This is a genomic window from Bacillota bacterium (genome assembly GCA_012839765.1).
GTDB lineage: Bacteria > Bacillota > Limnochordia > DUMW01 > DUMW01 > DUMW01.
This window is the reverse complement of the sequence record DUMW01000059.1, coordinates 1-26,246: the sequence shown is the minus strand read 5'-3', so window position 1 is coordinate 26,246 and position 26,246 is coordinate 1. Positions and strand designations below refer to the sequence as shown.

Sequence of the window (26,246 nt, the reverse complement as noted above, 5' to 3'; positions counted from 1 at the left end):
TCTATTGCGCACAAGTCTTGCACCGGGGAGGAGCTGGGTACAACGGTTTCCCCACAAGAGGTCCAAATTATCCGTGAATTGGCGCCGGCTTTCCTGATATGAGGATGTAGCGACGAGGGATCAATTCCTGGGGGACAGTAAGGTGGGCTAAGGTTTGGTCAGGGGGAAGGCAAACAGGTGGAGAAAGGTTTTTCCCTGTTCCTCCACCTGTGGATGAGCCCTAGATTTACAACGGTCCTTAGACCCGCCAGGCTACTTTTTCAATGTTACGTTGATGAGAGCATCGAGCTGGCTGAGGGCCTCGTCTAAGCTGATCTCCCGCGTAACGATAGCCCGGGGAATCCAGGTGTCAATGAGATCTCCCACCGGTGTCACACCGTAGGGGCGGGAGAAGGATGTGGGATCAGCAATAATGTTGAATAAGTGGATAATACTGGGCTCCGCCGTAAGCATATCTTGGAAATAGACCTGCACTGCGGCTGTAACCGCGGGGATCCGATCCACCTGGGTCAACAGTACTTGGTTCTCGTAGTTGTAGGAAATAAACTTGAGCCACTCCCAGGTTTCCTCTGGATGCTCGGTGGTTCTGAGCATACTGTTAATCTGAACGGTCAACTCCCCACCGGTATTGGCGCTGGGACCCTGGGCAAAGGGCACGTAATCAAACTCCACACCGGAATTGAACCTGCCCACCGTATGGGGCAGTGTGGAACCAGCCTCATAGGACATCGCGGACACACCCCGCGCAAAGCCCCGCTCATCGTAGAAATGTACCACACCCAGTTCGCTCAGTTCACGGACGAAGTCGAAGGTTACCCGTACGGCCTCATCCAACACCCTACTCTTCTGTGGGAACAGCGGATCATCCAGCCACTGACCTCCACCGTGATGTAGGAAAACCCCCATCCGGGTCCAGGTGGGACGAAGGCTCCAGCCAAAACGGTCGTAGTATCCGTCACCGTCCTCGTCCTTACTCAGCTTGATCGCCAGGCTGCGCAGGTCTTGCCAGGTCCACCCGGCGGCGGGAATGTCGATACCATCTTCCTCGAAATAGATGGTATTCACCGCGGCCCCATAGGTCCACAGACTGTAGGGCAAGCCTACTACCGCCCCGACATAGGGGGACTGCGGCGGCATCACCACATCGGCCCACACCGCAGGTGCATAGGCGTTGAGATCAAAGTCCGGATCCTTGGCGATGAAGGGACGCAGATCCACCACCAGCTCCCCTAAGCCCGGTTGGGCCATGCTGGTGCTGACGGCATCGGGCAGAGTACCGCTCAGGGAAGCCAAAATCAAGTGTTCTTCCAGGCCCGAGGCCAAAACTGCATCAATCATCACTTTGATTCCCGTCTCCTCTTCAAAGCGCCTCGCCATCTCCTTTAACCATTCATCCTGGCCCGAGGTACTGACCCCTAAATGACGAATGGTCACCGCCTGCACCGAAGCGGCCATCCCCAACACAATACACAAAACCAGGATACTAAGTGCCTTTTTCCTCATGTTCTCCATACCTCCTCGAAAGGATGTCTTTTCTTGTAAAGTAACCTTGCCGCCACCCGATCTCTTCGGCAAGCCTGGTAAACTCATCGTTTCCCGTAATACTTCCCAGGTAGACCAAACTGATGAAAATAGATTTTTCGGTGGCCTGCTTCCAGTTGCCATCGCGGGTCTTTTCTTTACCGATCCTGGTGCTATCACTGAGATCCACATTGCCCGCCCCGTCCAGCTTGGTCAGCTGAAAGGTCATGGCCAGGAGGAGCATCTCCAGCAGCTTCTTTCTTATATCGGGATCCGGACAAACAACATAATACCGGGCAGCGCACTCCATGGCCACCGCCTGGTAGCCAAAATCATAGCCACCCCGTTCCGGCAAAACCCCGATAGGGGTCTGTTTGGCCATCCCCTCCAGGACCAGGTCCCTGGCAAACTGATAGAGGTTTTCGTCCTGTGTCAGTTTCGCGGTAAAGGCAAAAAGGGACGCCAGGTAAAAATACCGATGGGTAAAAAGCTCCAAGGCACCGGTATCTCTGTAGGCCTGAACTTCCCCGGGCCTGGTCATCCACCGCACACCGGCCACCAGTTTCGGGGTGTAGGTTTCATTCAACTTTGTGTAGGCAGGATCTCCGGTCTCCTGCTGTAACAACAAAGCCCGGGCCACTGCCTCGAGAAAAAAGGACGTACTGTGATACTTGTCCCGGCAGCCGGGAAAGTCCCCGGCGGGGCCCTGCCGACCAAAGCCCCAGCAAAAGATCCGCCAGCCCAGGTCCACGGCCCCACCGTCGGTGCCCAGCCGCAGCTTCCGCAGCACCCCGGCCTGCACCGCATGGATTCCCTCCCGTTGTTCCTCCACAAACCAATGGTCTATCTTCCCTTGTTCATAGGCAATATTGTAACCGTAGGCTCCGCTGGGAGCGCAATTTGTGCGGATCCGAAGGGGTTTGTAATACGCTTCTAAAAGCAGCGGAGCATTGAGCAACTGCAACAGTGACAACTAGATCCTTCCTCCCAACTGTGACCAACGGCACACACGATCAAAACAGGCTGATATTGTTCTGTTCCGCCCACCACTTGAGGGTGATATACCCTTGCCTCACCCCGATTTGTTCCGCGATCTTGCGATACTCCACCCGGTCGAGGATCTGGGACAAGAAGGTAAGCCCATAGTAAGCCGAGCGCTCCGAGGCCGTCTTCGCCTCGCCTTCCCTAGTCACTTCCTGGCCGATACGGGTACTGTCACTGAAATCCACATTGCCCTTCCCATCTAACTTGGTCAGCTGGTAATTCATGGCCTTCCAGAGCATATCCCTGAGGGCCGCCCGCAGATGGGGATCCCGGCAGACGGTGTAATACCGGCAGGCAGCTTCGATGGCCACCGCCTGGTAGCCAAAATCATAGCCACCCCGTTCGGGCAAGACTCCCTCGGCGGTCTGTTTGGAGATTCCTTCCCAAGCCAGCTCCTCCGCAAGGCTAGCCAATTCCGCATCATTGGTCAGCTCCGCGGTGAAACCAAAGACTGTAGCCAAGAAGAAGTACCGATGGGTGAACCGATCCAAGGCGCCGGTCGCCCGGTAGGCCCCAAGCTCACTAGGCATGGCCAGGTACTTAGCTCCCCCGTACAACTTGGGCAAATACCGCAGGATCGTGATTAGATAGGCTGGATCCGTGCTTTGGCGTTGGAGCAGCAAGGCCCGTGCCACCGCGTCCAGGAAAAAGGAGGTACTGTGATAGGCGTCCCCGGTTCCTGGGAAACTGCCATCGGCCGCCTGCTGTTCAAAGCCCCACTGGAAGGCCCGCCAACCCAGATCGATGGCTCCCAGATCATTGCCCAGTTCGATTTTCCGGAACACTCCGGCCTGGATGAGACTATACCCCACCCGTTGTTCTTCAATATACCACCGGGTGCTCTGCCCCTGGTCATAGGCAACATTCACCCCATAGGCACCACTTGCGGTAATGCCCACATTCAGGTTCGGCGATTTGTAGTAGGCCTCATAGAGCAAAGGATGGCTTACCAAGGTAAAGTATGAAAACTCCTCCCCTACCCTTTGAATTTGGCGGCTTGCCTCAAGGAGTGCGAGGAACATCTTGGCTCCCTCTGCCCGGGTAACGGGCTCCTTGGGTAAGAATCGGCGGTCCGAAAGCTCTACAATCTCCAAGAATGTGGCCGCAGAGACCGCATCCCGCCACTGGGGCTCCACTTGGGAAAGATCCTGGGGATTAACCATCACAAACTTCACCAGGTCACCGATCCGGCGGTCGGTGAGAAATTCATAGGCCTGCAGGAGCAGGTATGCAGCCTCCTGCCGGGAAATGACGTTTTGATCCCCTTCCTGAGAATCGGTCCCAAACAAGTTCTCGAAGCCTGGCGAGTTCACCGCCTGCTGCAAAGCCGCTACAAACTCACCCCTGGTCATCGGACGATCGGGTTCGAAATAATCCCCGGCAGCAAGCCAGATTTGTCTGCTGGCCAGGATATCCACTGTGGCCTTAATGGATTCTTCCCCTTCCAAATCTTGATAGACCGTCTGCACAGTGGCCACGCCGAGGGTACCCAACAGGCCCGTGCGGTACCTCATGAAGCCACCCTCATAGGCGATGACTCCGTCTACAAACTTCCATCCTTCCGACTCAGTAAACAAATACGCACCTGCAGCCAGATTAGTCTCACCGGTGCAGACGACTTCGATGGGTACACTCAGTTCTTTAACCTCTCTTTTCTCTTCCCCATCTACCACCAAGAGCCCAAGCCTTAGGGGTGAGCTGAGGAACCGCAAGGCCCCGCTATCCTCGGGAATCCCCTGCACCTCCTCCTGGCAAAATTCAATCACCACTTCCTGCCCTTGATGGATATCCAGGCCGGCAAAGACTTCGGCCGGCCAGCGCATCAGCACTTCCCCGGCCTGGATTTCCAGCTGGGCCCCTTCCTTTGCCAACAGGGTCAAGATCTCTTCCCCAAGGACGACGGATTGTTTTTCCAAAGTGGGATCCCCCGTTTGTACCTGAAAAACCCTACGGTAAGGTAGATAACGCAGATTGGCTTCGGCAAAAGCCCCATCGATAGCACTCTGGACCTGCTCCTGAACGAAGGGTTTTACAACCACATGGGAAATTAGGAACTGACCAGTGTTATTGCCATCCAGGTAAAAGCTGATCTTGGCCACGTTCCGGGAATCGTTATGTCTGAACCGCAGGTCCTTCCGGATTAGTTCCCCGTCTACGTAAAGATCATAGGTGCGGGTGGTGAAATCCAGGATCACTTTAAAGTGGTGCCAGACTCCCACTTCCGGCTGGAAGAGCTGGAGACGGTTTCCGGAGTCATGCACCTGAAAGAAACCATCCAGGTTATAGCCTGCAGTGAGGGAGGCCCGGTTGTTGGTGTCGTAGATGTAAGGAAGAGCAAAATAGCCCTGGGGACAATCGGTCTTGAACCGATACTCCACCACCAGCCGTTCCTCCACAATGGGCACGTCGAAGACCAGGAAGGCTGACTGCATGCCATTGGGAGCATCCGCGGCCTTGCCGATCAGCAAAGCCTGGGTATCCTCCTCTATCAGCAACTGAGTAAATCCCCCAGTGGTCTCTTCCCCATGCCACCGGGCACTAAAGGGAGAAGTAAGGGGAAAATCAAGGGCTGCGGAGCCAGAACAAATAACGGGCCACCACAGGACAATCAGGCACAGGGCGAGAAAAATCGAAAGATGCAAAGGTTTTCGCATGATCACTTACCCCCATTGTTATCACAGTCTTTCCGGGGACAAAAAGAGGGAGGCAGGCCCCTCGGCCAGAACCTCCCTTGTTTCTTCCTCTAGGTTTATTCCACGATTTCCACCATGGAAAGATCATCGAACCAGATCTTTCCTTCGGCCCGCCAATTGAAAAGCTCAATTTGAATCCGGTTTACACCCGATGGAACTTGGAAAGTAAGCGTGATTGGCTTCCACTCACCCACCGCATTCTCATAGGCGGTAATCATCAGGTTACCATCGGAGAAATCCAGCTTTCCGTTAGGTGATTCGATTGCGTGCTCTTCTTTGAAGGCCTTCCCCGGGAAAGACAGCAGTCGGACTCTGATGGTATCGGCTTTAACGGTGGCTTCAGTACGGTACCAAACAGTAATCTGGTAAACAGATCCCTCGGTTACGTTCACATACGTGTCTACCCGACCTCGCCCTGTAGTATCGCTCTCGATCACCACCGAGTTGTTGCCGGTCCGACTCACCTGGTTGTCCACCGCGTACTTGATGTTCCCGGCAAAAACCTGACTACCGAAGTCTACGGGCCATCCTTGGTCATCCAGCTGTTCAAAGCTACCATTGGGAACAAGGGAAACCGCCTCTATGCAGATGCAACCCATTAGTCCTAGGATAAGCAACGACACAAGTAGAGTTATCAGTCTTTTCATGTGTTGTAGGCAAGTTTCCGAAACAGACGCCTCGCCTATCTCTTCAACTCCTTTCCCTCATTGTTTTTGAAAACATCTTCAAGCAGCAACACCAGGCAAGGACAGGGCGCCGGAAAACAGCAAATTCCGATAACCCAAATCCTCTCTTTGTGACTATTTTATCGATTTTCCAGGGTAGCATCAATGAATATATTGCCTTCCTTTTGCACTTTGTTGCGGTACTGGCTAGGACTCATGTGCACCACCCGCCGGAAGAGGCGACTGAAATAGGTAGGTGTAAGGCCCACCGCCCGGGCCACATCGGCGATGGTGCTTTCCTCGTCAGCCAACAGCTGCTTGGCCACCTGCATCCGGCGGTAAATCAGGTAGTCACTGAAGTTTATCCCAGTCTCCGCCCGGAAGGTCCGGGACAAGTGATACTTACTGATATGCAGGGCTTTGGCCGCATCGGTCAGGCCCACCTCGTAGCAATAATTCTCATTCACCAAGCGAATAGCCTGGGCCACACAATCACTGAAAGCGTGGGCGCGGGGGCCCTCAGCCCGGTAACATTCATAAAGCAAAGTCAACAGATGGACCATCAGGGCTTGGATCCGCAAAGGCCGGTGCTCATCTTCATGTTGGTAAGCAAACATAAGTAGATCACAGGTCTTCTCAAAGGCCTCCCGATAAGCACCCAGCTTCCGCAGATGAAAGAAGGTTTTGGGTCGATCGTAAAAGGGAGAAAGCAACCGTCGATACTGCATATCGTCAAGGCCACTGATAAGGTCAATGGAGAACAAAACAATCAAGCGATCATGGTACTCTGTCCGCTCCGGATTAATCCAGTGGATGTCCTTGGGGTTCATGACCACCACTTCCCCGGAACCAATCTCATAGCACCGTTCCGAGATAAAATAGGACACCTTACCGGAATAGACGTAGAAGATCTCCAGGGAATCATGGCAATGGGGTTCCATGACCAGACTGTCCCGTTGGGCCCGATCGATAACAAAGGGGATTAACGAATCATAGGGCATACCACCCCGTCGCTTCGGCAGTTTAGACATGGACACGATCCCTTCAGCTTTTCATTCTCACCTCACCTATTCGCCAACTTTGCGGTATGCACCTTCTGGAAAGGGCAGGTCTTGCACTATCCCCCCAAGGGGATGATACTCGTTACCTCATCTAAAGGTGGGACCTTTCCTATCCCATTGCAAAACCGATGTCAGGCTCTGAAGAAATGATCTATGATTTGCAGGATTTTCATTCTCTACTGGAGAATTACTGCTTAGTAACATTCGTAAACTAACTATTGATATAAACAGGAGTAGACATGGATCGTAACAATTGTAAACGACCAACAATTTCCGACATTGCCGCTCGGCTGAATTTGTCCACGGCCACCGTGTCCCGGGCCCTGCGGGGTTCACCACTGGTGAAGGCGGAAACAGCACGGCAAGTACTTCAGGTGGCCCAGGAGCTGGGCTACGTCACCAATCACGTGGCCCAAGCACTACACTCCTCCACCACCAGAACCATTGGCATCGTTGTGCCTTCCACCATCGGCGGGCACGTTTTCCCCCAGATCTTTGCGCTGATTCAAAGGAGTGCCATGGAACACGGCTATGCGGCCTATATATGCACCTCCTCCGACAGCGCCTTCACCGAGGCGGAAAACCTGCAATTACTCATGAAACGCCGGGTGGACGGAATCATCATCCGGCCGGTGAAGCACTGTGAGCAAAACATCCCCTATTATCAACAGGTGATCAACAGTGGCATCCCCCTAGTTTTCCTCGATTGCCACCCCCAGGGGTTTCCCGCTACGGTGGTCACCACGGATCACTACCAGGGAGCTAGACAGCTGGTGGAGTCCCTCCTGAATCAGGGCGTGCGGCACATCGCCTTCATGCACAGGGAGGCAGTCTCCTCGGTGGAACTCCGGCTGCAGGGTTATCTCGACGCACTAACCGCCCGGGGAATTCCGGTGGACGATGAGCTCATCGCTCCGGAAAGCATCAGTGAACCGGAGTGCTTGGAACGATGGCTCTTGGATAGACTCCAACGCCAACCCCTCGATGGCATCTTCTGTGTGAACGAGGGGGTTTGCAAGCGGGTGCTGGCGATCCTCTCCACCCGAGGTCGCCTTAAGGACATTGCCTTGGCCACTTTTGACGACGTTTCTTTGGTCCAACATTTTGGGGTGCCGCTCCTTTGCGGCATCCAAAACGCCCAGGCCATAGCCAATGCTTGTATGGAGTTGGTCCTGGACAATCCGGCGCCGAAGAAACCCCAAACCCATGTGTTCCAAACCCGGTTGATCCAGCACCTACCTTTCCGTCTGGAATAGATTCAACTATTAAGGGAGTGAAACCGTTGAAGGCCCTATGGATAATCCTGATTCTCCTCCTTATGTTTTCCGGCAGCGTTTTTGCCACCGAGCTCAAATGGCAGTTGCGGGATTTGGATCAGAGCATTCGGGGAAGGCTGGTCTTTACGGGACAGAACTTCCTCCGGACGGGGCAAGGACAATCGCCCTATTTCACCTGGAATGAGATCATGAACGTACCAGGGGTCTGGAACCGGCGGGCTTCTTACGAGATCTATGTGGAAATCGTACCCACAGACCTCCAAAGGGATGCCGTTTGGAACCTGTTTCCCCTCGACTACAACATCTCCATGTCCTTGGAACACCTGGAGCTGCCGGTGCTGCCCCGGGGAACCTATTATGTGTACATATACATCCGGCATGAATCGGGCCGTCTATTGTATACCCACCGGTACATCCTAGACCAGATCGCCGGTATCGAAGCTGCCCATGGCTGGAACACAGGAAACCCGGTCCTCCAGGGTGGCCGCTTCTTCGCCGCACCCAGGCAGGTGGTGTCCCATCGGCGGTGGGTAGAAATCCCCTTCGATGTAGCCCCCGCCCCGGATCAAAGGTTACTCCTTAAAGTAGAAAACCACGATTTCGATCTCCTCCATGAAGAAGAGGTAGATATCCGCACTGGTTTGGTGGAGCTGGCCCTGGATTTTCCCGGCACCTACTTTGAAATCACCTGGCAACTGTTCCGGGGAGATCTGCTGCTGGATTCCTTTGTAACACTGGTAGGGATTAGGGAAGAACTGCCCGATCCACCGGTTGCCGCGATCCCCCTTTCTGATGTAGTCTCCACTCACAGTAACATCACCGCCTTCGATCGCCACGACTGGGACAATTTTGCAACCTGGGCCCAGACCGTGGTGGCCGCCGGTCACACCCCGGAGATCCTCATTAGTTGGAAGGATTTTGAGCCCCTCCCGGGGGTATACCAGTTCGACTACCTAGAAGAACGACTGGATTACATCGAAAAACTGGGAACCAAAGCCTTCCTAGGCTTCTACCCCGCCATGGATCAACTGCCGCTATGGCTGTGGGACCAGGGTCAATTGGACCAGGATGGATCACCCCGCACTTCTGCGGGGGAAGGAGCTGCTGAAGGGGCCTATTTTTTCCCACCCAGCCCCGCCAGCACTCTGTACCGGGAGTCAGCCCTAAAGGCCTTAACAAGTCTTGTCCAATACTTCAAGGGAGATCCCCGGGTCCTAGGTTGGGTCCTGCTTCCCGGTGGAATTGAGAGTATTCTTTCGGACAACGCCACACGGGGAACCCTCTACGATTACTCTCCCTTCGCCCAAGAAGCTTTCCAAGCCTACCTGGAAGAACTCCATGGTGAAATCTCCATCGCAAACGCCAAGTACAATACGAACCATAGCACCTGGGAGGAATTCTCCCCGCCCAAACCCCGGTGGGACATCACCTATAACGACGATCCCTTGTGGCTGGATTTTCTTCGGTTTAAACAGGAATTGGTGGTAGACCATGTACTAGCCCAGGCCCAGGTAGTACGGGTCCTGGACCCTACTCGACCCCTATATATTTACGCTCTGTTGGGAACCGGCGTCTTTGAAAAGATTAGCCGGGAACTAGATCCACAGACTGGTTTTGCCTTTGGAGCAGCTAACAGTCCCCTGGATCAAGTCTTTCGGTCGGTGACCTATTGGCAGAGGGTCCCTTACCGCGGCGAGTCCAGTTACACCCCACCCCAGGCTTCCTCCCTAGATGCCATGGTCTACAACGCCTTTGCCTACGGACACTTCGACTCGTTCAATCTAGTATGGAACAACCGGTTTCAACGGGTGTACGGCATGGATTGGGTCAGCGAAGGTATGACCACCTTCGATAGCATCGCCAAAGCGGCCCAGATTCTACAGGATAGCCAGCCCCACAATTCCGGTCTTGGTGCCTTTTTCTCCTTCGACAGCCACATCCACCGCCAAGGCTCCTTTGCTTTTCTCGACTGGGGATATCGTACCGGAAGCCAAATCGCCTATTTGAACCTCCAGGAAAAACTAACCTGCCTTTGGGTGACTGATTATAGTCCCAAGGAACTATACGACAACATCTCCACCCTCTGGATCGACTATGCACCAGTCATCAACGGAGAAGCCCGAAAGCAGATCTTGGACTTTGTGGCCGCGGGAGGCAACTTGATCATCGGGTTGGATCGGGAAGACTACCTGGTTACCCTGCGGAACCTTGAAGGCAAGGTGGATCTACTGCGTCAACTGGGGCTCACCGGATCTTTGCAGTGGGTCTTTAGGGAAGATACGGCCACATTAGACGGTGTCCAGCTTAGGATGCTAAACCGGGTAGTCACCGGTGCACCGGGGCAGGTCTTGGCCCGTTTTTCCAACGGCGAACCGGCGGTTCTAGAACTCTCCTACGGTCAGGGCAAGGTCCTCGTACTATTGGGCGAAGTGGCTCTGGCATCCAGTGGTGGCTTGCGAAACGTCTTGGAATCATGGGGCGGCATCACACCGGTGGTAAACACCCCCGCCCGACGCCTAGCCGTAGCCGCCCGGTGTTCTGAGGATGGCTATTACGTCATGGCCTATTACAAGCCGGAAGATCACGGGGGAAGGGAGTACAGTCAGGCAGAACTAGACGCGCTGCCGCCGGTAAGTTCTCGGCTCACCCTGCACAATCTACCCCCCGGGCACTACCGCGTGATGGAGATCACCACAGGACAGGAATTGGGGACCTATTCTACCCAAGCCCTGGCGACTACTGGGCTTCCTGTCACCCTAGCACCGTCCCAATGGACCATTTACGGGGTTTACCCTGAAGAATAACCTTTGAAAAGGGGGGAACTTTTCGTTTTCTTCGGCTATTTCCCATACACCCAAAGACAACATTATTGTCCAAACAAGGAGGGTATCTTTTAATGCGCAACCTGAAGATGCTGGTTTACGCTGCAACGTGTATTCTCCTGATGGCCAGCACAGCCCTTGCCCAACAGAAGGTAGAAATCGTCTTTTGGCATTGGTGGAGCGGCGATAACGAAGTATTGTTGCAGGAAGTTATCGATCGGTTTGAAGAGGACTATCCCTGGATTGACATCATCCCCCAACAACAATCCTGGACCAATCGGCCCGATCGGGTTATGATGGCCATGATCAGCGCCACCGGGCCCGATGTACTGATGACCGCCCGGGAGGAACTAACCAATCTGGCACTCCAAGGCCTGATTGTCCCCCTCACCGAACTGGTGGAAGAAAACGGTCTGGACCTGGACATCTTCTATCCCCAAGAATTGGCCGGACTCTACTGGCAAGGAGAACTGTACGCTTTGCCCATGGCCTCCGGCGGTGCCACCGACAATACCTTTTATTACAACAAACGGCTCTTCAGGGAAGCTGGTCTCGATCCCAACCGTCCCCCAGAAACCTGGGAAGCTCTGCGGGAAGCCCATCGGAAACTGACCATCACCGACGGAAGGGAACTGGTGCAAATCGGCATCGATCCCCTCTGGGGATACAACACCATCGGCGAGATGTTCCCCTCGTGGCTGGCTAGCAACAACACTACCCTTCTGGACGCGGAGGGCCGCAAGGTGGTCTTCCATGAGGAGGGCCGGGGACTGGAGACCTTGAATTATATCGTCCAACTCTATGACGATGCCCTGGGGGCACCGATGGTCCAACAGTTCATGCATGCAGCCTTTGAACAAAACCGATTCTTTACGGAAGACATGGCCATGTGCCTGTATCATTCGGGTTTTAGCAAAAACATCTGGGACCTATTCCCCAAGTTAGACTTCGGCATCGGTGTCCGTCCTTATAACTCCGACAACCCCGGGGCCGCACCCGCGGGCACCATCAGCCGGGGTTGGGGCAACACCATCCCCTATTATGTCTCACCAGAAAAGTATCAGGCGGCCTATTTGTTCATCGAATGGCTGGCGGCCGCCCTAGACGGCGGCAGCTGGTTCGTACGGCAACAAGGACGGCCCTCGCCGGTGATCGAACACAACGAACATCCCCAATACTACAACGTCAATCCCTATTGGGACTATGTAAAGTTCGCTATGGAAACCAGTATCCCTGTGGCCATCCCGCCCATCAACCAGCGGCTTATGGAGCTGGTCACCACCATGGTGGGCCACGTGCGCATGGGCTTCACCAATCCCACTGCGGCCCAGGAACAAGCGGTCGAACAGATGCAACTGTTGCTTGATGAATACTGGAATTCCCTTTGGTGATCAGGAGGTGGAAGCGATGAAAACACGCATACTGTTTCTGGTATGGTTCCTGATACTTATTCTCACCCTCCCGGCCGCGGCGCAAGTGTCAGCCACGGTGTCCGTAAGCTCACACTTTCGGGACTTCGTAGGGGAAAATGCTATTGACGGCAAGGAGACGACCTACTGGGGCTCCGATCCGGAGCAAACGCTACCCCAGTGGATCCAACTGGATTTCACCCAACCGGCCGCCTTCAACCGCATTGAGCTCAAGTTCTACCGAGATCTGGCTAACTTCACCTACGCCGTCCGAGACTTTAGGATCGAATACTGGACCGGCAATGACTGGACTACCCTTATTGGCGTGGTGGATAACGATCAAATCACTCCCGTCTTCACCTTTGACCCTATCACCACCTCCGCCCTCAGGGTGGTCTTCACCAAGGGCATGGGGTCCCATAACTTTGTCCGCTTGGCTGAACTGGTAGTCTCCCAGCACACCGAAAAGGTGAACTTGGCTTTGGGGGCAACGGTCCAGGCCAGTTCGGTCTATCAACACTTTCAACCCCCTCTGGCGGTGGATGGGGATAACACCAGCCAGGCCAGCCGCTGGTTGTCTCAGCCGGGCTATCCCCAGTGGATTACACTGGACTTCGGCAGAGTTTGTGAGGTCAACGAGGTCCACCTGTATTTCTTCCGAAACGAGGCGGGTTACGTCTACGCCAACACCGATTATCTAATAGAGTACCTGGATCATAACGGTCAATGGCAGACTGCCCAGGTCGTCACCGGCAACCGACTTCAGGATCCGAAACACGAAGTAGGACCCCTGAAGACCCAACAGTTGCGGGTCACTTTCCAAGCTGGTGTCACCGGTGCGGACATGGTCCGTCTGTATGAAATCGAAGTCTATTGAGACAGGAGAATGAAGGATGCGGAACACGAAAGGCAAGACCGCCATTGTGTTGTTTCTGTTAGCAATCCTATCGATCCAAGGATGTGTTTACATCCCCACTGAAGTAGTGGAAGAACCAAAGGTAAACTTGGCCCTAGGCGCCGCAGCCACCGCTAGTTCCGTTTATCTACACTTCACCCCCGATCGGGCCGTGGACGGAGACAAGGAGGATCAAAACTCCCGGTAGTTGTCCGAACCGGGTTATCCCCAGTGGATTAGTGTGGATCTGGGTCAACGGGAAACCATTCACATGGTCGCATTGTACTTCTTCGTAAACGAACACGGTTTCGTGTACTATAATACCGAATACGAGATCCAGTATTCCGAGGAAGGGACCTGGAAGACCATCCTCCATGTAGAAGACAACCAGCTACAGGCCCCGGTGCACAGTTTCCCGCCGGTGGTAGCCCAACAGATCCGGATCCTCTTCCACAAGGGCATCCCCCAGGCGGATCTCGTCCGTTTGTATGAACTGGAGATCTACTAATCCCACCTGCGCTTCTAGGAGGAATTCCTAGAAGCGCAAATACCCCTACCGGCGTCTAACCCCGATGACGCAGGCTCACCTGCCCCGTTACTTTTGGGTCCACCACACACTGGACACCCTGCGGATAGACCACCTGCCCTCGGAATCCATCCTTTTTCCGCTCGAGGGTAATCTCCAGGGGTCCCTGGGGAGTAACCACCACCCCCTGTACCCAACCTAAGGAGGAAGTTGCGGGCTTAAAGGCAAATTGTTTCCAACCGGGCTTTAAGGGATACACTCCCAAAAGATACCTTTGCAGGGCCCAACTGGCCTGGCCCGCCCAGGCGTGGGACAGGCTGAAAACACTGCCATCGGGCAAAATGGGCAGGGACCCATCGGACCCGAACATCTCCGGCATAGTTTCCAACCCCAGTTCACGCACCGCCCCGGCATATTTCCGCAGAAGAAGCAGAGCTCCTTCCGCATCCCCCGCGTGGAATCGGGCCGCCACCTCATAGGCGTTGGCATAGGGCCAGATGGTCCCATCATGGGGGGAAGCATAGGGTACTCCCGGGGACAAATTAACACTGCCCACAGAGGTCCCATGGCACCTTCGGATCCTCTCCAAAAGCTGCCGGGGCTCTGGTACCAAATCCGCCAAGATCGCCCAGCAGTTGGTGCATAAATCGGAGCGCAAGACACCGTCATAAAGATGGGCAAACCGATAGGTCCCCAGTTCCTCCACCCAGAAGGATTGGTGAAAACGTCCTTGGATTCCGGTCAAAAGCCGCTGGGCCCGTCGCGCCTCATCCTCAAGGTCAAGGAGTAGAAACAGTGAAGCCAAGGCCCACAGGCCCAAGATGGCCACCACCTGCAAAGCAGGTAGCGCCTGTTTCTCGAAGGGAATGGTGTACATCCAAGAACGGTCCGTATGGATAAAACCATCGGGACTTTCCGCCAGTTTCCCTTCACACCATCGTAGAAACATGGGCAGGGCATAACGCAGCGGACCTTTCAAATAGGGGTCATCGGTATGTAGCAGGTACTCATAAAGGCAGACCACTTCCCAGAAGGCCCATTCGTAATACTTCTGCCGGGTGGAGCCGCTGCCGGGAAAAAGTCCGTGTTCACTGCAATCCACATGTTGCCCCCTAATAAGCACATAAAGGCTGTTGGCGATTGGAGTCTGATCCACGAAGTTGTAGTACCAGGCCAAGGCGCTAGCCCTCAGGTCCCCACCCCACACCTCCCGGTTCGTCCGGCACCCGTCCCACTGAACATATCCGTTCCCGAAGGGGGCAAAGACCGGAATCTGACTGGCCCTGGCCGGTTGGGTACACAGATGAACGGTGTCCACTCCCATTTGCCAGGCCTGATTCAACACTTCATCGTCACACCGAAAGCTTCCTTGGGGCTGTGCCGGGTATTCACTGGGTTCCAGAAAGGCCGCGGTAATCAAGGCCGGTACATCACTTCCATTGGTCAGCCGCATAAGCCGCAAAGCCACCGCCTGGGTTTGCACCGGGACCGGCTCCTTCCCTAGGAAAACCTGCCCGATGGCATCGGCGGCTACGAAATTGGGAAATCGCCAAAAGGATTCCTGGTCCCCATAGATAAAGAAGGCCTGGTGAGAAGCGTAGAGGAAGTCCAAGGTGCCCTTACCAGCCAGATGAATCCAGCCGGTTCGTTTCCGGCCCCAATCCAAGACGACTGACTCGCCGGGTTCGAGCCAACAGGGCAGCTGAACAATACCCGCCCCCTCCTTGTGTATATTCGGCACGATGGGTGCGCCCGCCCCCAAAGGGGCTCTGGCCGTCAGCTTCGCCATCTAGCTCCCTCCCCACCCCCAAGGGTTTCTGTGCTGGATTCGCCTCACACTGTTCTGTTGTCATCGTAAAATGCGCTGGCATATAGCACAAGGGCCAACAGCGGCCAAAAACAGGACCAAATCCGAGACCTGAAGAAAACTGGGACTTGCTGGGTGATATACAAAGCCCCAGGCCACATCAAGAGCCTGGGGCATAGAATATTAGGAAACCGTTACATCCACTTATGTACGTACAATCAGTTTCCTTCAGTAGTGACAGTCTCCCGATCGGCAAAAAGTAGGATTAAAGACACCACCACCGAAGCAATGCCCACGATGACCTGGATGACCGGCACACCTCCAAAGAGGTTGCTCAAAGCCGAATCTAACGCAGGAATCGCATGGACTAGTCCCGACACCAACAGTAAAGCTACGCCCAAGGAACGTACCCAGTCCATCTTGTGCACCTCCCTTCTGTAGTCTTAGATTTCCCTTTTCCGATCGTAGTATTAACAAATTTTGATTATTTATCCCAGGAGGGTCCCCATGGGACGGCTTTTCTTCACGAAAATGCGGGGCCTAGGCAATGATTTCATCCTCCTCGATTGGCTAAACCGCCAACCGAGTCTTTACCTGCCGGCCTTGGCCCGTCGGCTGTGCCATCGTCATTTCGGTATCGGCGCCGATGGACTTCTGGTTTTGGTTCCCTGTACCGCAGGATTTCGCCTACGGATTTTCAATCCCGACGGCAGTGAAGCAGAAACCTGCGGCAACGCGCTGCGCTGTGCCGCAAGGTATCTTTGGGAACAGGGATACACCAAAAAAAGGGAGTTTTCCATCATTACTCCCTCCGGTGCCAGACTTGTCCACCTACATATCGCGAAAAATAGAGTGAAACATATTACTGTGGATATGGGCAGGCCTAGGTTTGCGCCCGCTGAGATCCCGGTGAAGCTTCCGGGAGATGCGGTCATCGCTTGCCCCCTTAACCTAGACGATGGAGTCACGGTGAAGATCACCTGTGTAAACCTGGGAAATCCCCATTGTGTGCTCTTCACAGAAGGGAAACCGAGGGTAATGGGGCCTAAGATTGAACGACTGCCCCTTTTCCCCCAGAGAACCAATGTGGAGTTCGTAAAGGTGATTAATACCGCGGAAATCCGGGTGGCGGTCTGGGAGCGGGGAGTGGGGGAAACCTTGGCCTGTGGTAGCGGAGCCTGTGCCGCTGCCATCGCCGCCCATCTGAATGGTTACACAGGAAGAAAAGTGAAAGTGCACCTGGCCTCCGGTCGCCTTAGCATCCACTGGCATCCCGCCGGACAGGTTTACATGACCGGTCCCGCCACCACCGTCTTTACAGGCACCGTCCCTTGCTAAGGCGCACTTAGTTGGCCTGGGGCTCATAGAATGGATTGTAGTGTGAGACTACAAGATGGAGGGGTCTTCTTTTGTATGCTGAATCCTTGATCAGGCATATTTTCCCCGGAGGTAACACCTCTTTAGGGTTTTACTCTTTTTATGATTATATCGCCGATGATTCCTTCCAGAGGATCTATATCCTCAAAGGAGGACCCGGGGTGGGTAAATCCACCTATATGCGGCATATCGGTGAGTATTTTCTGAACCGAGGTTTCCCTGTGGAATTTCACCACTGTTCTTCGGATCAAAACTCCCTCGACGCGGTGGTCATTCCCCACTTGAAGGTGGCTCTAATGGATGGCACCGCGCCCCATCAGCGGGAACCCAAGTATCCCGCGGTCCTTGAGGTGGTTCTGGATTTCAGCCGCTTCTGGGACGAAAACAAGATCCGGGTACACCGGGAAAAGATTATGGCCCTGAAAAAACAGATTTCGGCGGCCTTCGCCAGCGCCTACCGGTATCTACAGGCCGCAGCCCTCCTCAAGCAGGATCAGGCCGCTGTCTACACACCATTGGTGGATCAGGGCAAACTGGTCGCAACGAAGATCCAGCTGGGGGAAGAGATCTTCCAGGACCACACCCCAGGTAGGGGCAAGGTGCGTCACTTCTTTGGCGGTGGGATCACCCCCCAGGGCTGTGTAAACTACTTGTCTAGCATCGTAGGGACCGCCCGGAGACTGTACGTAATTACCGGTCCGCCGGGCACAGGCCAGGAGGAAATCCTCAACCACATCGTCGACTTGGCTGCCCTTTACCAGCTGGACCATGAAGTGTACCACTGTGCCCTGGAGCCAAAGAAGCTGGAGCATGTGCTCATTCCGGCCCTAGACACTGCGGTGGTGACCTCCCATCCCCCTCATGTCTTCGAGCCTGAACATGGCCACCGAATCGATACCACCCACTTTCTGCAGCGGCCCCTGGATGACCACGAAGTCCAGGCCGCGCAAGAAAGCAAAGAGGCTTATCAAAGCATGCTACAGCTGGCCATCCAGCGCATCCAAGGGGCAAAACAAAACCACAGCACCCTGGAAGGGTATTACGCCCCCCACATGGACTTCGCCCAACTGGATCGGTTCAGGGAGGAAATCCTCCGGGAGATTTTGGCGTTACCAGCCACCTAAAGAAGCTCGCAAGCCGATTTCGGTATCCAACCCCGTCTTTGGTCTTGTTGTTTGATCAAATACCAGTCGCCCTGCTCTTCCAAGATGGAGACCAGGGCCCCTTCGGGGAGGGAAAAATGAACAGTACCTTGGAGTTGTGGTGCAAAACGGGCCGCAACCTCCTCCACCACCACTCCATAGGGGGAGCTTAGACCCCTTACCAACAACCCCGCCCCGGCGAAGACCAGCAGCATCCCCGTCAGCACCAGGGTCGCTTTCCAAGGTGCTGTCCTTTTGCGCACCAACAGTCCAGCGGTAAGTAACATCAGGTAACTTATCACTAATAACGCCTGCAGTTCTCGCCAAGTGAAGGGTTCAAAAAGGTGCCGAAATTCCCATCGCTGCTCCCCAGGGACTTGGGATCGTAAGTACTCCAGGTTGTGAGCGATATCCCGGTCCCGGGGAGCCAGGCGCTGGGCCCGCTGGTAATTGAGGATGGCATATCCCAGCTTACCCTGTCGGTAATAGGCATTACCCAGGTTATAATAGACATTGGCACTGGGATAAAGGTCCACCAGCTCTTCGTAGTACTCAATGGCCCCTGCATAGTCCCCCGCCAAATAACGCTCATTGGCCAAGACAAAGAGCGCTTCCGGTTCCTGGGCCGCAACTGGCATCCCCAGGCCCATAAGCAACACCAGTACAAGAATCCCAACACCCACGACTCTCAACCTACCCTTTCCAGTTCCCGCACAAGCTCCTTAGCCATTAGGAACAATTGTTGATCCCTACTCTTCTCCCGGGCATAGCGGATCTGCTCCAAGGTCCCCCATAGCTCCTGTAGCCGCGCCACGAGCTCTGGCTCCAACTGGGCACCGAAAAGGGCCGGGATCTGATCCGCCGTTAAACTAGGGGTCGAAAGTCCAAATTTCGCCTGCAGATAGCTTTGGAGGACCGGTAGGATCTCCCCTGGGTCAGCCTGCTGCTCCAAGGCGGACAACTGCTGCAGTGCATCGGGACCAGGCTTCACCTTCGGTTGTCTTGGCCGTTGTCTCAGGTGACGTCCCAGGCTAATCCCTCCCACCACCAGGGTCCATGAAGCCGCCACCACCCACAGGCCTGTGCCGGAGCCGGGCAGTTCTCCCAAGGATACCTTGATATGCATAATATCTTCCCCCAGAGGTACAGCAGGCCCTGGTGCAGCTGTCCGGGTGTTCCGGGATAGGATGGGCTCACCTACCAGCTGCAGCGGCACCGGTGCCGTGGACAGACTGCGGTATTCCCCCCTCTGGGGATCAAAATACCAGAAGGTCAGACTGGGAATCTCTTGGAGGGGTGCCTTGGGTATGACCACCTGCTCATAGACCCAACTGGTATCATCCTTCTCCCGGAGATTCACCGGATGCACCTGGAGGTCATCGCTACTTTGGAAGGCGGGCAGATCACTGGGTTGGGCCGTACCTGTCCCCACCAACTGGAAAGTTACGGTCAAGGGATCTCCCACTACACCACTACGGGGATCCACCTCCACATGGAGTTCGGTAAACTGGCCAATTGCTCCTGTAAACCCCGCCGGAGCCGGAGAAGGTACCGGCAGGACATCAATGGTCAGCGCCTCACTGACTGCCACGAAGGACCGACGCTCGTAAGTGGGGAAAAAGCCGGGAAAAAGGCTGCGGCTGGGGGTTTCCTCCAGGATCTCGCACCGGATTCGGGCGGGTCCTAGGGACTGCTTTCCTGACTTGATAAAGGTCACTGTCGTCTCAAAGGAAACCACCTGAAAGGTTCGTCCGTTGATCGTCTCGGTGCGGACCGTGGGATCTTGGAATTGGCCCAGCACGAATCCTTCCCCTTCGATCTGGGGCCACTGAAGGTTTTCGGTCTGCAGCCGCGTGTACAGGTGTAAGGTCAAGGGGACCTGTTCATAGACGTAGACCCGTTCCTTGGGCAATTCCAGCGTGAGGAAAATATCTGGATGGGGTTGCACCGTCCCTTCCACCACTTTGATCACCACGGTCCCCGATTTCAGGGTTCGACCGTTTTGGACCACCTCGATGGGACCGATGGTGAAGACACCGGTTTCCTTGGGAGCCAGTTGGTAAGTGTATTCGGTATACTGTTCCACCACCCCGTTAATGGACGTCATCCGGTAGGCGGAGCCTAGATAGCTCACCGTCCATTCGGGCAGGGAAAGCTTAGGTTGGGTGTTGGACCCGGGCACCCGCACCACGAGCCGCAGGGTATCATACAGTGTAATCTCCAATTTATCCACCAGAAGTTCGATCTCCTGGGCTGCCACCGTGGCATTAAGCAGCAAGACTAAGGCCACAACCCAAATCACCCGGCGCACCACAATCCCCTCCTGTCCTCACCAATAGTACTCTGTCTGCGATTCTGTCCAATTCTGCTGTGGCTCACTCCTGATTTCCCCTTCGGGAACACTCAAAAACTCCAAAAGCCTTAAAGCTTCTTCATAGGTCAACTCGTCGGTGTCCCCAAAATCCTGCGGTTGGCTTTGGGATGAACTTGCTGGTTCCTGGACCTCATCGGTCCCCTCCTGGTCCTGCTCCTCCTCCTGGGGATCTTCCCCATCATCTTGGGAATTATCCCCTTGATTGCTGGCCTCCTCCTCCAACTGCTTTTTCACGAACTCATAGTTAATCTTGGCATCGAGATCCCCCGGATCATCGATGATAGCCGCCTTATACCATTCCAAGGCCTCGGCAAATCGCTCCAGCTTCACCGAGGGATTCGTCTCACCCAACCGGTATAGGGCATTTCCTAGGTTATATTTCCGCCACTGCTCCACCCGGCCCTCGTCTGGGGTCTCACTGTAGAACCGGGCCGCCTCGTCGTAGGCCTCCTGCTGGTAATGGGCGTTACCGATATTATAATACAACACCGGATCCCCCGGTTGATCGATCAGGGATTCTTGCCAGTGATGGAGTGCCTGGGAGTAATCGCCGGCCTCATAGGCCCTCACTCCCTGGTCAAAGCGCACTTGCTCCGGCGGACGGAGCCCCCAATAGATGAGTACTCCCCCCACAAGGCACAGCACTACCAACACCAGCCAAGCTGCTTTCCTCACCGTCATCGCCTTCCCTTTGCCACCATAACTTCGAGCCCCAAAAGCAGGACGGCCACAAGCAAGGGTATCTGATAGCGGTTGATGGGTTCCATGGTCTCAGGGCCCCCCTGTTCCCGCTGGGCCTTCACCTGTTCCTCGTAGATGCGCATCAGGCCGAAATCCCCCCGTAGCGCATGGTAGTATTGACCACCACCGGCCGTGGCCACCGCCTGCAGGGTCTCTTCGTCAAGCCTGGTCCGGACAATCCGGCCAGTGCTGTCCTTCAGGTAGGTAACAACACCCTGCTCCTCGATGGGGATGAGCTCCCCTTCGGGGGTACCTACCCCCAGGGTAAACACCTGGATCCCCTCCGCGGCAGCCTCTTTCGCCGCCGCCACCGGTTCCCCCACATGGTTTTCCCCGTCAGAGACGATAATCAGCACTTGCTTATCTCCGGAACCATACCGGAAGGCCTCCCGGGCCTTCTCAATGGCCTGCTGGAGGTTGGTTCCACCCACGGGCACCATATCCGTATCGATCCGTTGCAAAAGTGCCAGCAAGGCATCATAGTCCCGGGTGAGGGGCGCCTGCACAAATCCTGTACCTGCAAAGACCACCAGACCCACCGCGTCCCCGTCCAGTTGCAAGATCAGTTCTTGGATGGCCAGTTTCGCACGCTCGATCCGGTTCGGCTTCAGATCCTGAGCCAACATACTCTTAGATACATCCAGCGCAATGACCAGGTCAAGTCCATGGCCCACCGGGCGGGGACGGCTACCAACCAAGGGACCGATGGCCGCCAGAACCAGAAAGAAGACACCCAAGACCACCAAGACCGCAGTGGTCCGGAACCGACGCTGTCCTAGGTCAATACTGCTTCGGGAAAGAAGCTCCAGTTCCCCGAACAGGGCCAACTGTCGCTTCCGGCTCTTCCCAGCGGCATAATAAAGAAGAGTCAGTCCTGGTATCAGCCAAAACAGGTGCAATAACCAAGGATATGCCATCTTCATGGAATTCTCCTTAACCAAGTCTCTCTCAACAGGATCTCCAGCAACAAAAGTACCAGTCCCCCTAACAGGAAATACAGATAAAGGGGCGCCTGGATCTGATACTCTGGAATCTCCATGGGGGTTTGCTCTAAGCGGTCGATCTCCTCATAGATTTCCTGCAACTCTTCGGTATTGGCGGCGAAGTAATACTGGCCGCCCGTAACCTCTGCAATGTGTCTTAGTAGATCCTCATCCAGATTGATCTGCACACTCACATACCGGGTGCGACCAAAGGCGTCGGTGGTGGGATAGGGCACCGGCCCCAGACTGCCCACCCCGATGGTATAGATCCGTATCCCCAGCGCGGCAGCAGTCTGTGCAGCCAAAGCAGGTTCCACCGTAGTCACATTGTTCACCCCATCGGTGAGGAGGATGATCACCTTCTCTTCCGCGGGGGAATCCTTCAGGCGGTTGGCCGCCGCCACGATGGCCGCCCCGATGGCGGTACCATCCTCCACCATCCCAATCTCCACCCGTTGCAGCTGTTGGGTCAGCCATTGCCGGTCCCAAGTGAGGGGTGAAAGGGTATAGGGATCCTTCCCAAAAACCACCACACCAATCCGGTCATCCTGCCTTTTTCGAACGAAATCCGCCACCACCATTTTCACCACCTCCAGGCGGTTCTGGCGCTGGTTTCCCACCGTGAAGTCTTCCGCCAACATACTGGTGGAAACGTCGATGGCAAGAATCACATCTAACCCTTCCCCGTAGCGGATGGTCCGGAGGGTACGCACCGGGTTAGCCAAGGCCAGCACAAAGAGCACCAAGGCACCGATCCGCAGAAGCACGGGTAGCTTGATCAGCCTGGTTCGCCAGGAACCCCCCGCCCCTTTCAGACAACCAAAGGCGGGAAAGGGAAGGGCCTGGGGCCTTCTTTTCGGCAACACCAGCAGCGGAATGAACCCAAGGAGCAACAAGAAATATGGATCTTTAAACAACACTGGTCTCATCCCTTGTCTCATCCACAAATGCTTTACACAACTCATAGGCCCTAAGGGCCTCGGCCTCGTCGGGCCGGTAACCGGCAAATTTCACCAGGTCACAATGCCGGAGGAAGGCATCCACCGTCCTTTTTTGGTTCCGTTCCAGAAAAGTTACCCCCTGCAAACTGGCCAAGAACTCCTCGGTGGTCATCTCCAAGGCCCGCACGTTAAACCTTTTTTCCACATATGACCGCAGGCAATTGGAAAGACGCACGTAATACTCCTGGATCCGCCCCTGCCTGATCAACTCCAAGCTCCCTAGCTCATCAAGGATCCGGTAGGCCAACACATGGGCCGGCACAGGTACAGGCTCCGTCACCGTAGCTGCGGGCCGTCGCAACCAAAGAAACCCACCTAAACCCAGCAAGATAGTCAGAAGGCCCAAAGAGATCATCATGAACCTGCTGCGGGCAAATCCCTGCTTCCCCAAGGGCTTTAATCCCTGGATATCTTGGATGTCTTCCGTAAGCAAGCTTTCCACCTTCACCACCACCGGGGTTCCTACGGTATCCACAATCTCGCCCTCCGGTGTCACCACCCGGGGAGGCTCGATAAAATACTGGCCCGGGGTGAAACTACGCAGTACATAGGTATAGCGAAGGGTTTCCCCCTCCTCGGTCAGCGTCACTTCCACCTGCTCCAAGTCCGGAGGAAACTCCGGAGCTTCTAGGGTATATCCCTTGCCCCGGGGCAACACCACTTCGTAGGTAAACAGGTCCCCAATGAACCCGCTTTCCGGGCTGAGGGAACACTGAACCTCCACCGCCTCCCCATGGGCAAAGGTGGACCCGAACAGGATTAAACACAGCGTTAAGCAAATCTTCAGAATAGTCATGGTCATCCTCCGGTTACCTGCGGGACATCTTCCGCTTGCGGGCGGCAAAAAAGGAACGGAGTACTGGAATGTAGTCTTGACCAGGAGTAATGTCGATCCAGTCGGTCCGGGTAGCTTTGAAAATGTCCTTCTGGGCCTGATGATGGTCCCGGAGAAGCTGTTCTAGGCGACGACGCACCTGGGGACTTGTGGTATCCACCACCAAATGCTCCCCCGTTTCAGGATCGACAAAAGAAACGAGTCCTAGCTTCGGTATTGATCGTTCCCGCTGATCTAGCACCCGTACCGCGATAATATCGTGGCGCCGTTGTGCCACCTTTAGGGTCCGCTCATAGCCAGTATCTTCGAAGTCGGAGATGAGAAAGACGACGGCCCGGCGGGTGAGCACCCGGTTCACAAAGGAGAGGGCCTGCTCCAGATCGGTACCTTTCCGATCACTTTGAAAGTATAGAACTTCCCTGATGAGGCGCAGCACATGGCGCCGGCCCTTCTTGGGGGGCACAAACAATTCCATACGGTCCGTAAAGATCCCCATGCCCACCCGATCGTTGTTCTTCAGGGCGGAAAAGCCCAAGACGGCACAGAATTCGGCGATAAGTTCCGACTTCAGCTGCTCTTTAGTGCCGAACTTGGTGGAGGCACTGAGGTCCACCAGCAACAGCACCGTCAGTTCCCGCTCTTCCTCATAGGTCTTGACGTAGGGGGTCCCCATGCGGGCCGTCACGTTCCAGTCGATGCGCCGCACCTCATCACCAGGCTGATACTGCCTTACCTCGGCAAAATCCATACCAGTACCTTTGAAGGCACTGGCATATTGGCCCGCCAATGCCTCGTCCACCAGGCGATCGGTATAAATCTGAATCCTTCTTAGTTTGCGTACCAACTCCTTTGGTAGCATCTCACCGCCTCCACCTAGGGAACAGGAACTTCGTCAAGAATCTGATTGATCACTTCTTCCACGGTGATCTCCTCGGCCTCCGCCTCGTAGCTGAGCATAATCCGATGCCGTAACACATCCCGGCTCACGGACTTCACATCGTGGGGGGTCACATAGCCCCGACCCTTGATAAAGGCATGGGCCTTGGCCGCTAGGGTCAGGCAGATGGTGGCCCGGGGTGATGCTCCCCACTGAATGTACTCTCTGAGGTGAGCCAAACCATACTCCTCCGGTTCCCGGGTGGCAAACACCAAATCAACGATATAATCCTTCACCTTCGGATCCACATAGATTTCGTCCACAGCAGTCCTGGCTTCGAGGATATCCACCGGCCGCACCACCGGATGGACCTCCAGTTGCGGATTGGTTTTGGCCTGCCGCTCCAGGATCTCCTTCTCCTCATCCTTAGTGGGATAACCCACCTGCAACTTCAGCATGAACCGGTCCACTTGGGCCTCCGGCAGTGGATAGGTTCCCTCCTGCTCGATGGGATTTTGGGTGGCCAGCACTAAGAAGGGCTCCTCCAAAGGGAAGGTCTGCTCCCCAATGGTCACCTGGCGTTCCTGCATCGCCTCCAGGAGGGCGCTTTGTACCTTGGCCGGCGCTCGGTTGATCTCATCAGCCAAGATAATGTTAGCAAAGATCGGACCCTTCCGAGTGGTGAATTCCCCGGTCTGGGGGTTATAGATCTGCGTTCCTAACAGGTCCGCAGGCAACAGATCCGGTGTAAACTGTATTCTTTGAAAACGCGCGGCGATGGAGGCCGCTAAAGTGCGAACCGCCAAGGTCTTGGCCAGACCCGGTACCCCCTCCAAAAGCACGTGACCGTTAGCCAAAAGCCCAATGAGCAGCCTTTCCACCAGGTAGTCTTGTCCCACGATCACTTGATGGAACTGCTCCAACACCCGGTTTACCATCACACGACCTTCTTCGGCTTTGTGGTTCAGTAGTAGATAATCTGAGTCACCCACCGATCGGTACCTCCCCGCCTACCACACCTTGTGTGGTACATCTTTACTTATTGTAGCGACCCCTCATTTTGCCTGTCAAGGTTGAGCATATTGTTATTCTAACACAGAAATGTGAACAAAAAGTTAACACAGGCCAGCTTTTGGGGGCAGGAAAGGTACTCTCTCCCGAGGGACACGTGTTCACCTTGAAAGACCGCTACTTTT

General features: G+C 55.0%; 23 protein-coding genes. 8 read left to right on the top strand and 15 right to left on the bottom strand.

Translation table 11 applies throughout. From position 1 onward, the window contains the following. Positions 1–252: 252 nt before the first annotated feature. The 5 genes from GXX57_05720 to GXX57_05700 form a co-directional block, all read right to left on the bottom strand. A complete protein-coding gene (locus GXX57_05720) occupies positions 253–1,503 on the bottom strand; it encodes an extracellular solute-binding protein (GenBank protein ID HHV44149.1) in 1,251 nt (416 codons plus the stop codon). Next, positions 1,484–2,494, bottom strand: a complete 1,011-nt coding sequence (locus tag GXX57_05715) for a hypothetical protein (GenBank protein HHV44148.1) — start codon at positions 2,492–2,494, stop codon at positions 1,484–1,486. Before GXX57_05715 ends, GXX57_05720 begins: the two co-directional genes overlap by 20 nt. 40 nt (positions 2,495–2,534) lie before the next feature. Next, positions 2,535–5,219, bottom strand: coding sequence for a hypothetical protein (locus tag GXX57_05710; GenBank protein HHV44147.1), 2,685 nt, complete (start codon positions 5,217–5,219; stop codon positions 2,535–2,537). A 95-nt stretch (positions 5,220–5,314) separates the two neighbouring features. Continuing rightward, complete coding sequence (locus GXX57_05705) at positions 5,315–5,905, bottom strand: hypothetical protein (protein HHV44146.1); 591 nt, start codon at positions 5,903–5,905, stop codon at positions 5,315–5,317. 158 nt (positions 5,906–6,063) lie between these two features. Further along, positions 6,064–6,954, bottom strand: coding sequence for an AraC family transcriptional regulator (locus tag GXX57_05700; GenBank protein HHV44145.1), 891 nt, complete (start codon positions 6,952–6,954; stop codon positions 6,064–6,066). Between the two features lie 269 nt (positions 6,955–7,223). Between GXX57_05700 and GXX57_05695 the strand changes: the two genes are divergently transcribed. The 6 genes from GXX57_05695 (at position 7,224) to GXX57_05670 (ending at position 13,895) form a co-directional block, all read left to right on the top strand. Continuing rightward, positions 7,224–8,240: a LacI family transcriptional regulator gene (locus GXX57_05695; GenBank protein ID HHV44144.1), complete on the top strand. Its 1,017-nt coding sequence runs from the start codon at positions 7,224–7,226 to the stop codon at positions 8,238–8,240. A gap of 26 nt (positions 8,241–8,266) precedes the next feature. Then, complete coding sequence (locus tag GXX57_05690) at positions 8,267–11,065, top strand: hypothetical protein (protein ID HHV44143.1); 2,799 nt, start codon at positions 8,267–8,269, stop codon at positions 11,063–11,065. A 92-nt stretch (positions 11,066–11,157) separates the two neighbouring features. Then, positions 11,158–12,474, top strand: a complete 1,317-nt coding sequence (locus GXX57_05685; GenBank protein HHV44142.1) for an extracellular solute-binding protein — start codon at positions 11,158–11,160, stop codon at positions 12,472–12,474. 16 nt (positions 12,475–12,490) lie between these two features. Beyond that, positions 12,491–13,369: a discoidin domain-containing protein gene (locus GXX57_05680; GenBank protein HHV44141.1), complete on the top strand. Its 879-nt coding sequence runs from the start codon at positions 12,491–12,493 to the stop codon at positions 13,367–13,369. 16 nt (positions 13,370–13,385) lie between these two features. Beyond that, positions 13,386–13,595: a hypothetical protein gene (locus GXX57_05675; GenBank protein HHV44140.1), complete on the top strand. Its 210-nt coding sequence runs from the start codon at positions 13,386–13,388 to the stop codon at positions 13,593–13,595. Continuing rightward, complete coding sequence (locus tag GXX57_05670; protein ID HHV44139.1) at positions 13,596–13,895, top strand: discoidin domain-containing protein; 300 nt, start codon at positions 13,596–13,598, stop codon at positions 13,893–13,895. Positions 13,896–13,950: 55 nt separating this feature from the next. On the opposite strand, the gene GXX57_05665 is transcribed toward GXX57_05670, so the two are convergent. Both GXX57_05665 and GXX57_05660 read right to left on the bottom strand, forming a co-directional pair. After that, positions 13,951–15,702, bottom strand: a complete 1,752-nt coding sequence (locus GXX57_05665) for a hypothetical protein (GenBank protein ID HHV44138.1) — start codon at positions 15,700–15,702, stop codon at positions 13,951–13,953. Between the two features lie 236 nt (positions 15,703–15,938). After that, complete coding sequence (locus tag GXX57_05660) at positions 15,939–16,139, bottom strand: hypothetical protein (GenBank protein ID HHV44137.1); 201 nt, start codon at positions 16,137–16,139, stop codon at positions 15,939–15,941. Between the two features lie 88 nt (positions 16,140–16,227). On the opposite strand from GXX57_05660, the gene GXX57_05655 reads away from it, so the two are divergent. Further along, on the top strand, positions 16,228–17,058 hold the full coding sequence (locus GXX57_05655; GenBank protein ID HHV44136.1) for a diaminopimelate epimerase: 831 nt from the start codon (positions 16,228–16,230) through the stop codon (positions 17,056–17,058). Positions 17,059–17,258: 200 nt separating this feature from the next. After that, positions 17,259–18,221, top strand: a complete 963-nt coding sequence (locus GXX57_05650; protein ID HHV44135.1) for a hypothetical protein — start codon at positions 17,259–17,261, stop codon at positions 18,219–18,221. Here the strand turns inward: GXX57_05650 and GXX57_05645 are convergent. The 8 genes from GXX57_05645 to GXX57_05610 are packed head-to-tail and all read right to left on the bottom strand — an operon-like array spanning position 18,218 to position 25,988. Next, positions 18,218–18,922 (bottom strand): tetratricopeptide repeat protein, encoded by a 705-nt coding sequence (locus GXX57_05645; protein HHV44134.1) that lies wholly within the window; start codon positions 18,920–18,922, stop codon positions 18,218–18,220. The genes GXX57_05650 and GXX57_05645 overlap by 4 nt on opposite strands. Positions 18,923–18,927: 5 nt before the next feature. Next, positions 18,928–20,550, bottom strand: a complete 1,623-nt coding sequence (locus GXX57_05640) for a protein BatD (GenBank protein HHV44133.1) — start codon at positions 20,548–20,550, stop codon at positions 18,928–18,930. A gap of 18 nt (positions 20,551–20,568) precedes the next feature. Next, positions 20,569–21,294, bottom strand: a complete 726-nt coding sequence (locus GXX57_05635; GenBank protein ID HHV44132.1) for a tetratricopeptide repeat protein — start codon at positions 21,292–21,294, stop codon at positions 20,569–20,571. Next, positions 21,291–22,277, bottom strand: coding sequence for a VWA domain-containing protein (locus tag GXX57_05630; GenBank protein HHV44131.1), 987 nt, complete (start codon positions 22,275–22,277; stop codon positions 21,291–21,293). Before GXX57_05630 ends, GXX57_05635 begins: the two co-directional genes overlap by 4 nt. After that, a complete protein-coding gene (locus GXX57_05625) occupies positions 22,274–23,254 on the bottom strand; it encodes a VWA domain-containing protein (GenBank protein HHV44130.1) in 981 nt (326 codons plus the stop codon). Before GXX57_05625 ends, GXX57_05630 begins: the two co-directional genes overlap by 4 nt. After that, positions 23,247–24,134, bottom strand: a complete 888-nt coding sequence (locus GXX57_05620; GenBank protein ID HHV44129.1) for a hypothetical protein — start codon at positions 24,132–24,134, stop codon at positions 23,247–23,249. The genes GXX57_05625 and GXX57_05620 overlap by 8 nt, the downstream gene beginning before the upstream one ends. Positions 24,135–24,147: 13 nt before the next feature. Further along, the gene (locus GXX57_05615; protein ID HHV44128.1) at positions 24,148–25,032 is read right to left on the bottom strand and encodes a DUF58 domain-containing protein; all 885 of its coding nucleotides are present in this window, start codon (positions 25,030–25,032) and stop codon (positions 24,148–24,150) included. Positions 25,033–25,046: 14 nt separating this feature from the next. After that, positions 25,047–25,988, bottom strand: a complete 942-nt coding sequence (locus GXX57_05610) for a MoxR family ATPase (GenBank protein HHV44127.1) — start codon at positions 25,986–25,988, stop codon at positions 25,047–25,049. Between the last annotated feature and the right edge of the window lie 258 nt (positions 25,989–26,246).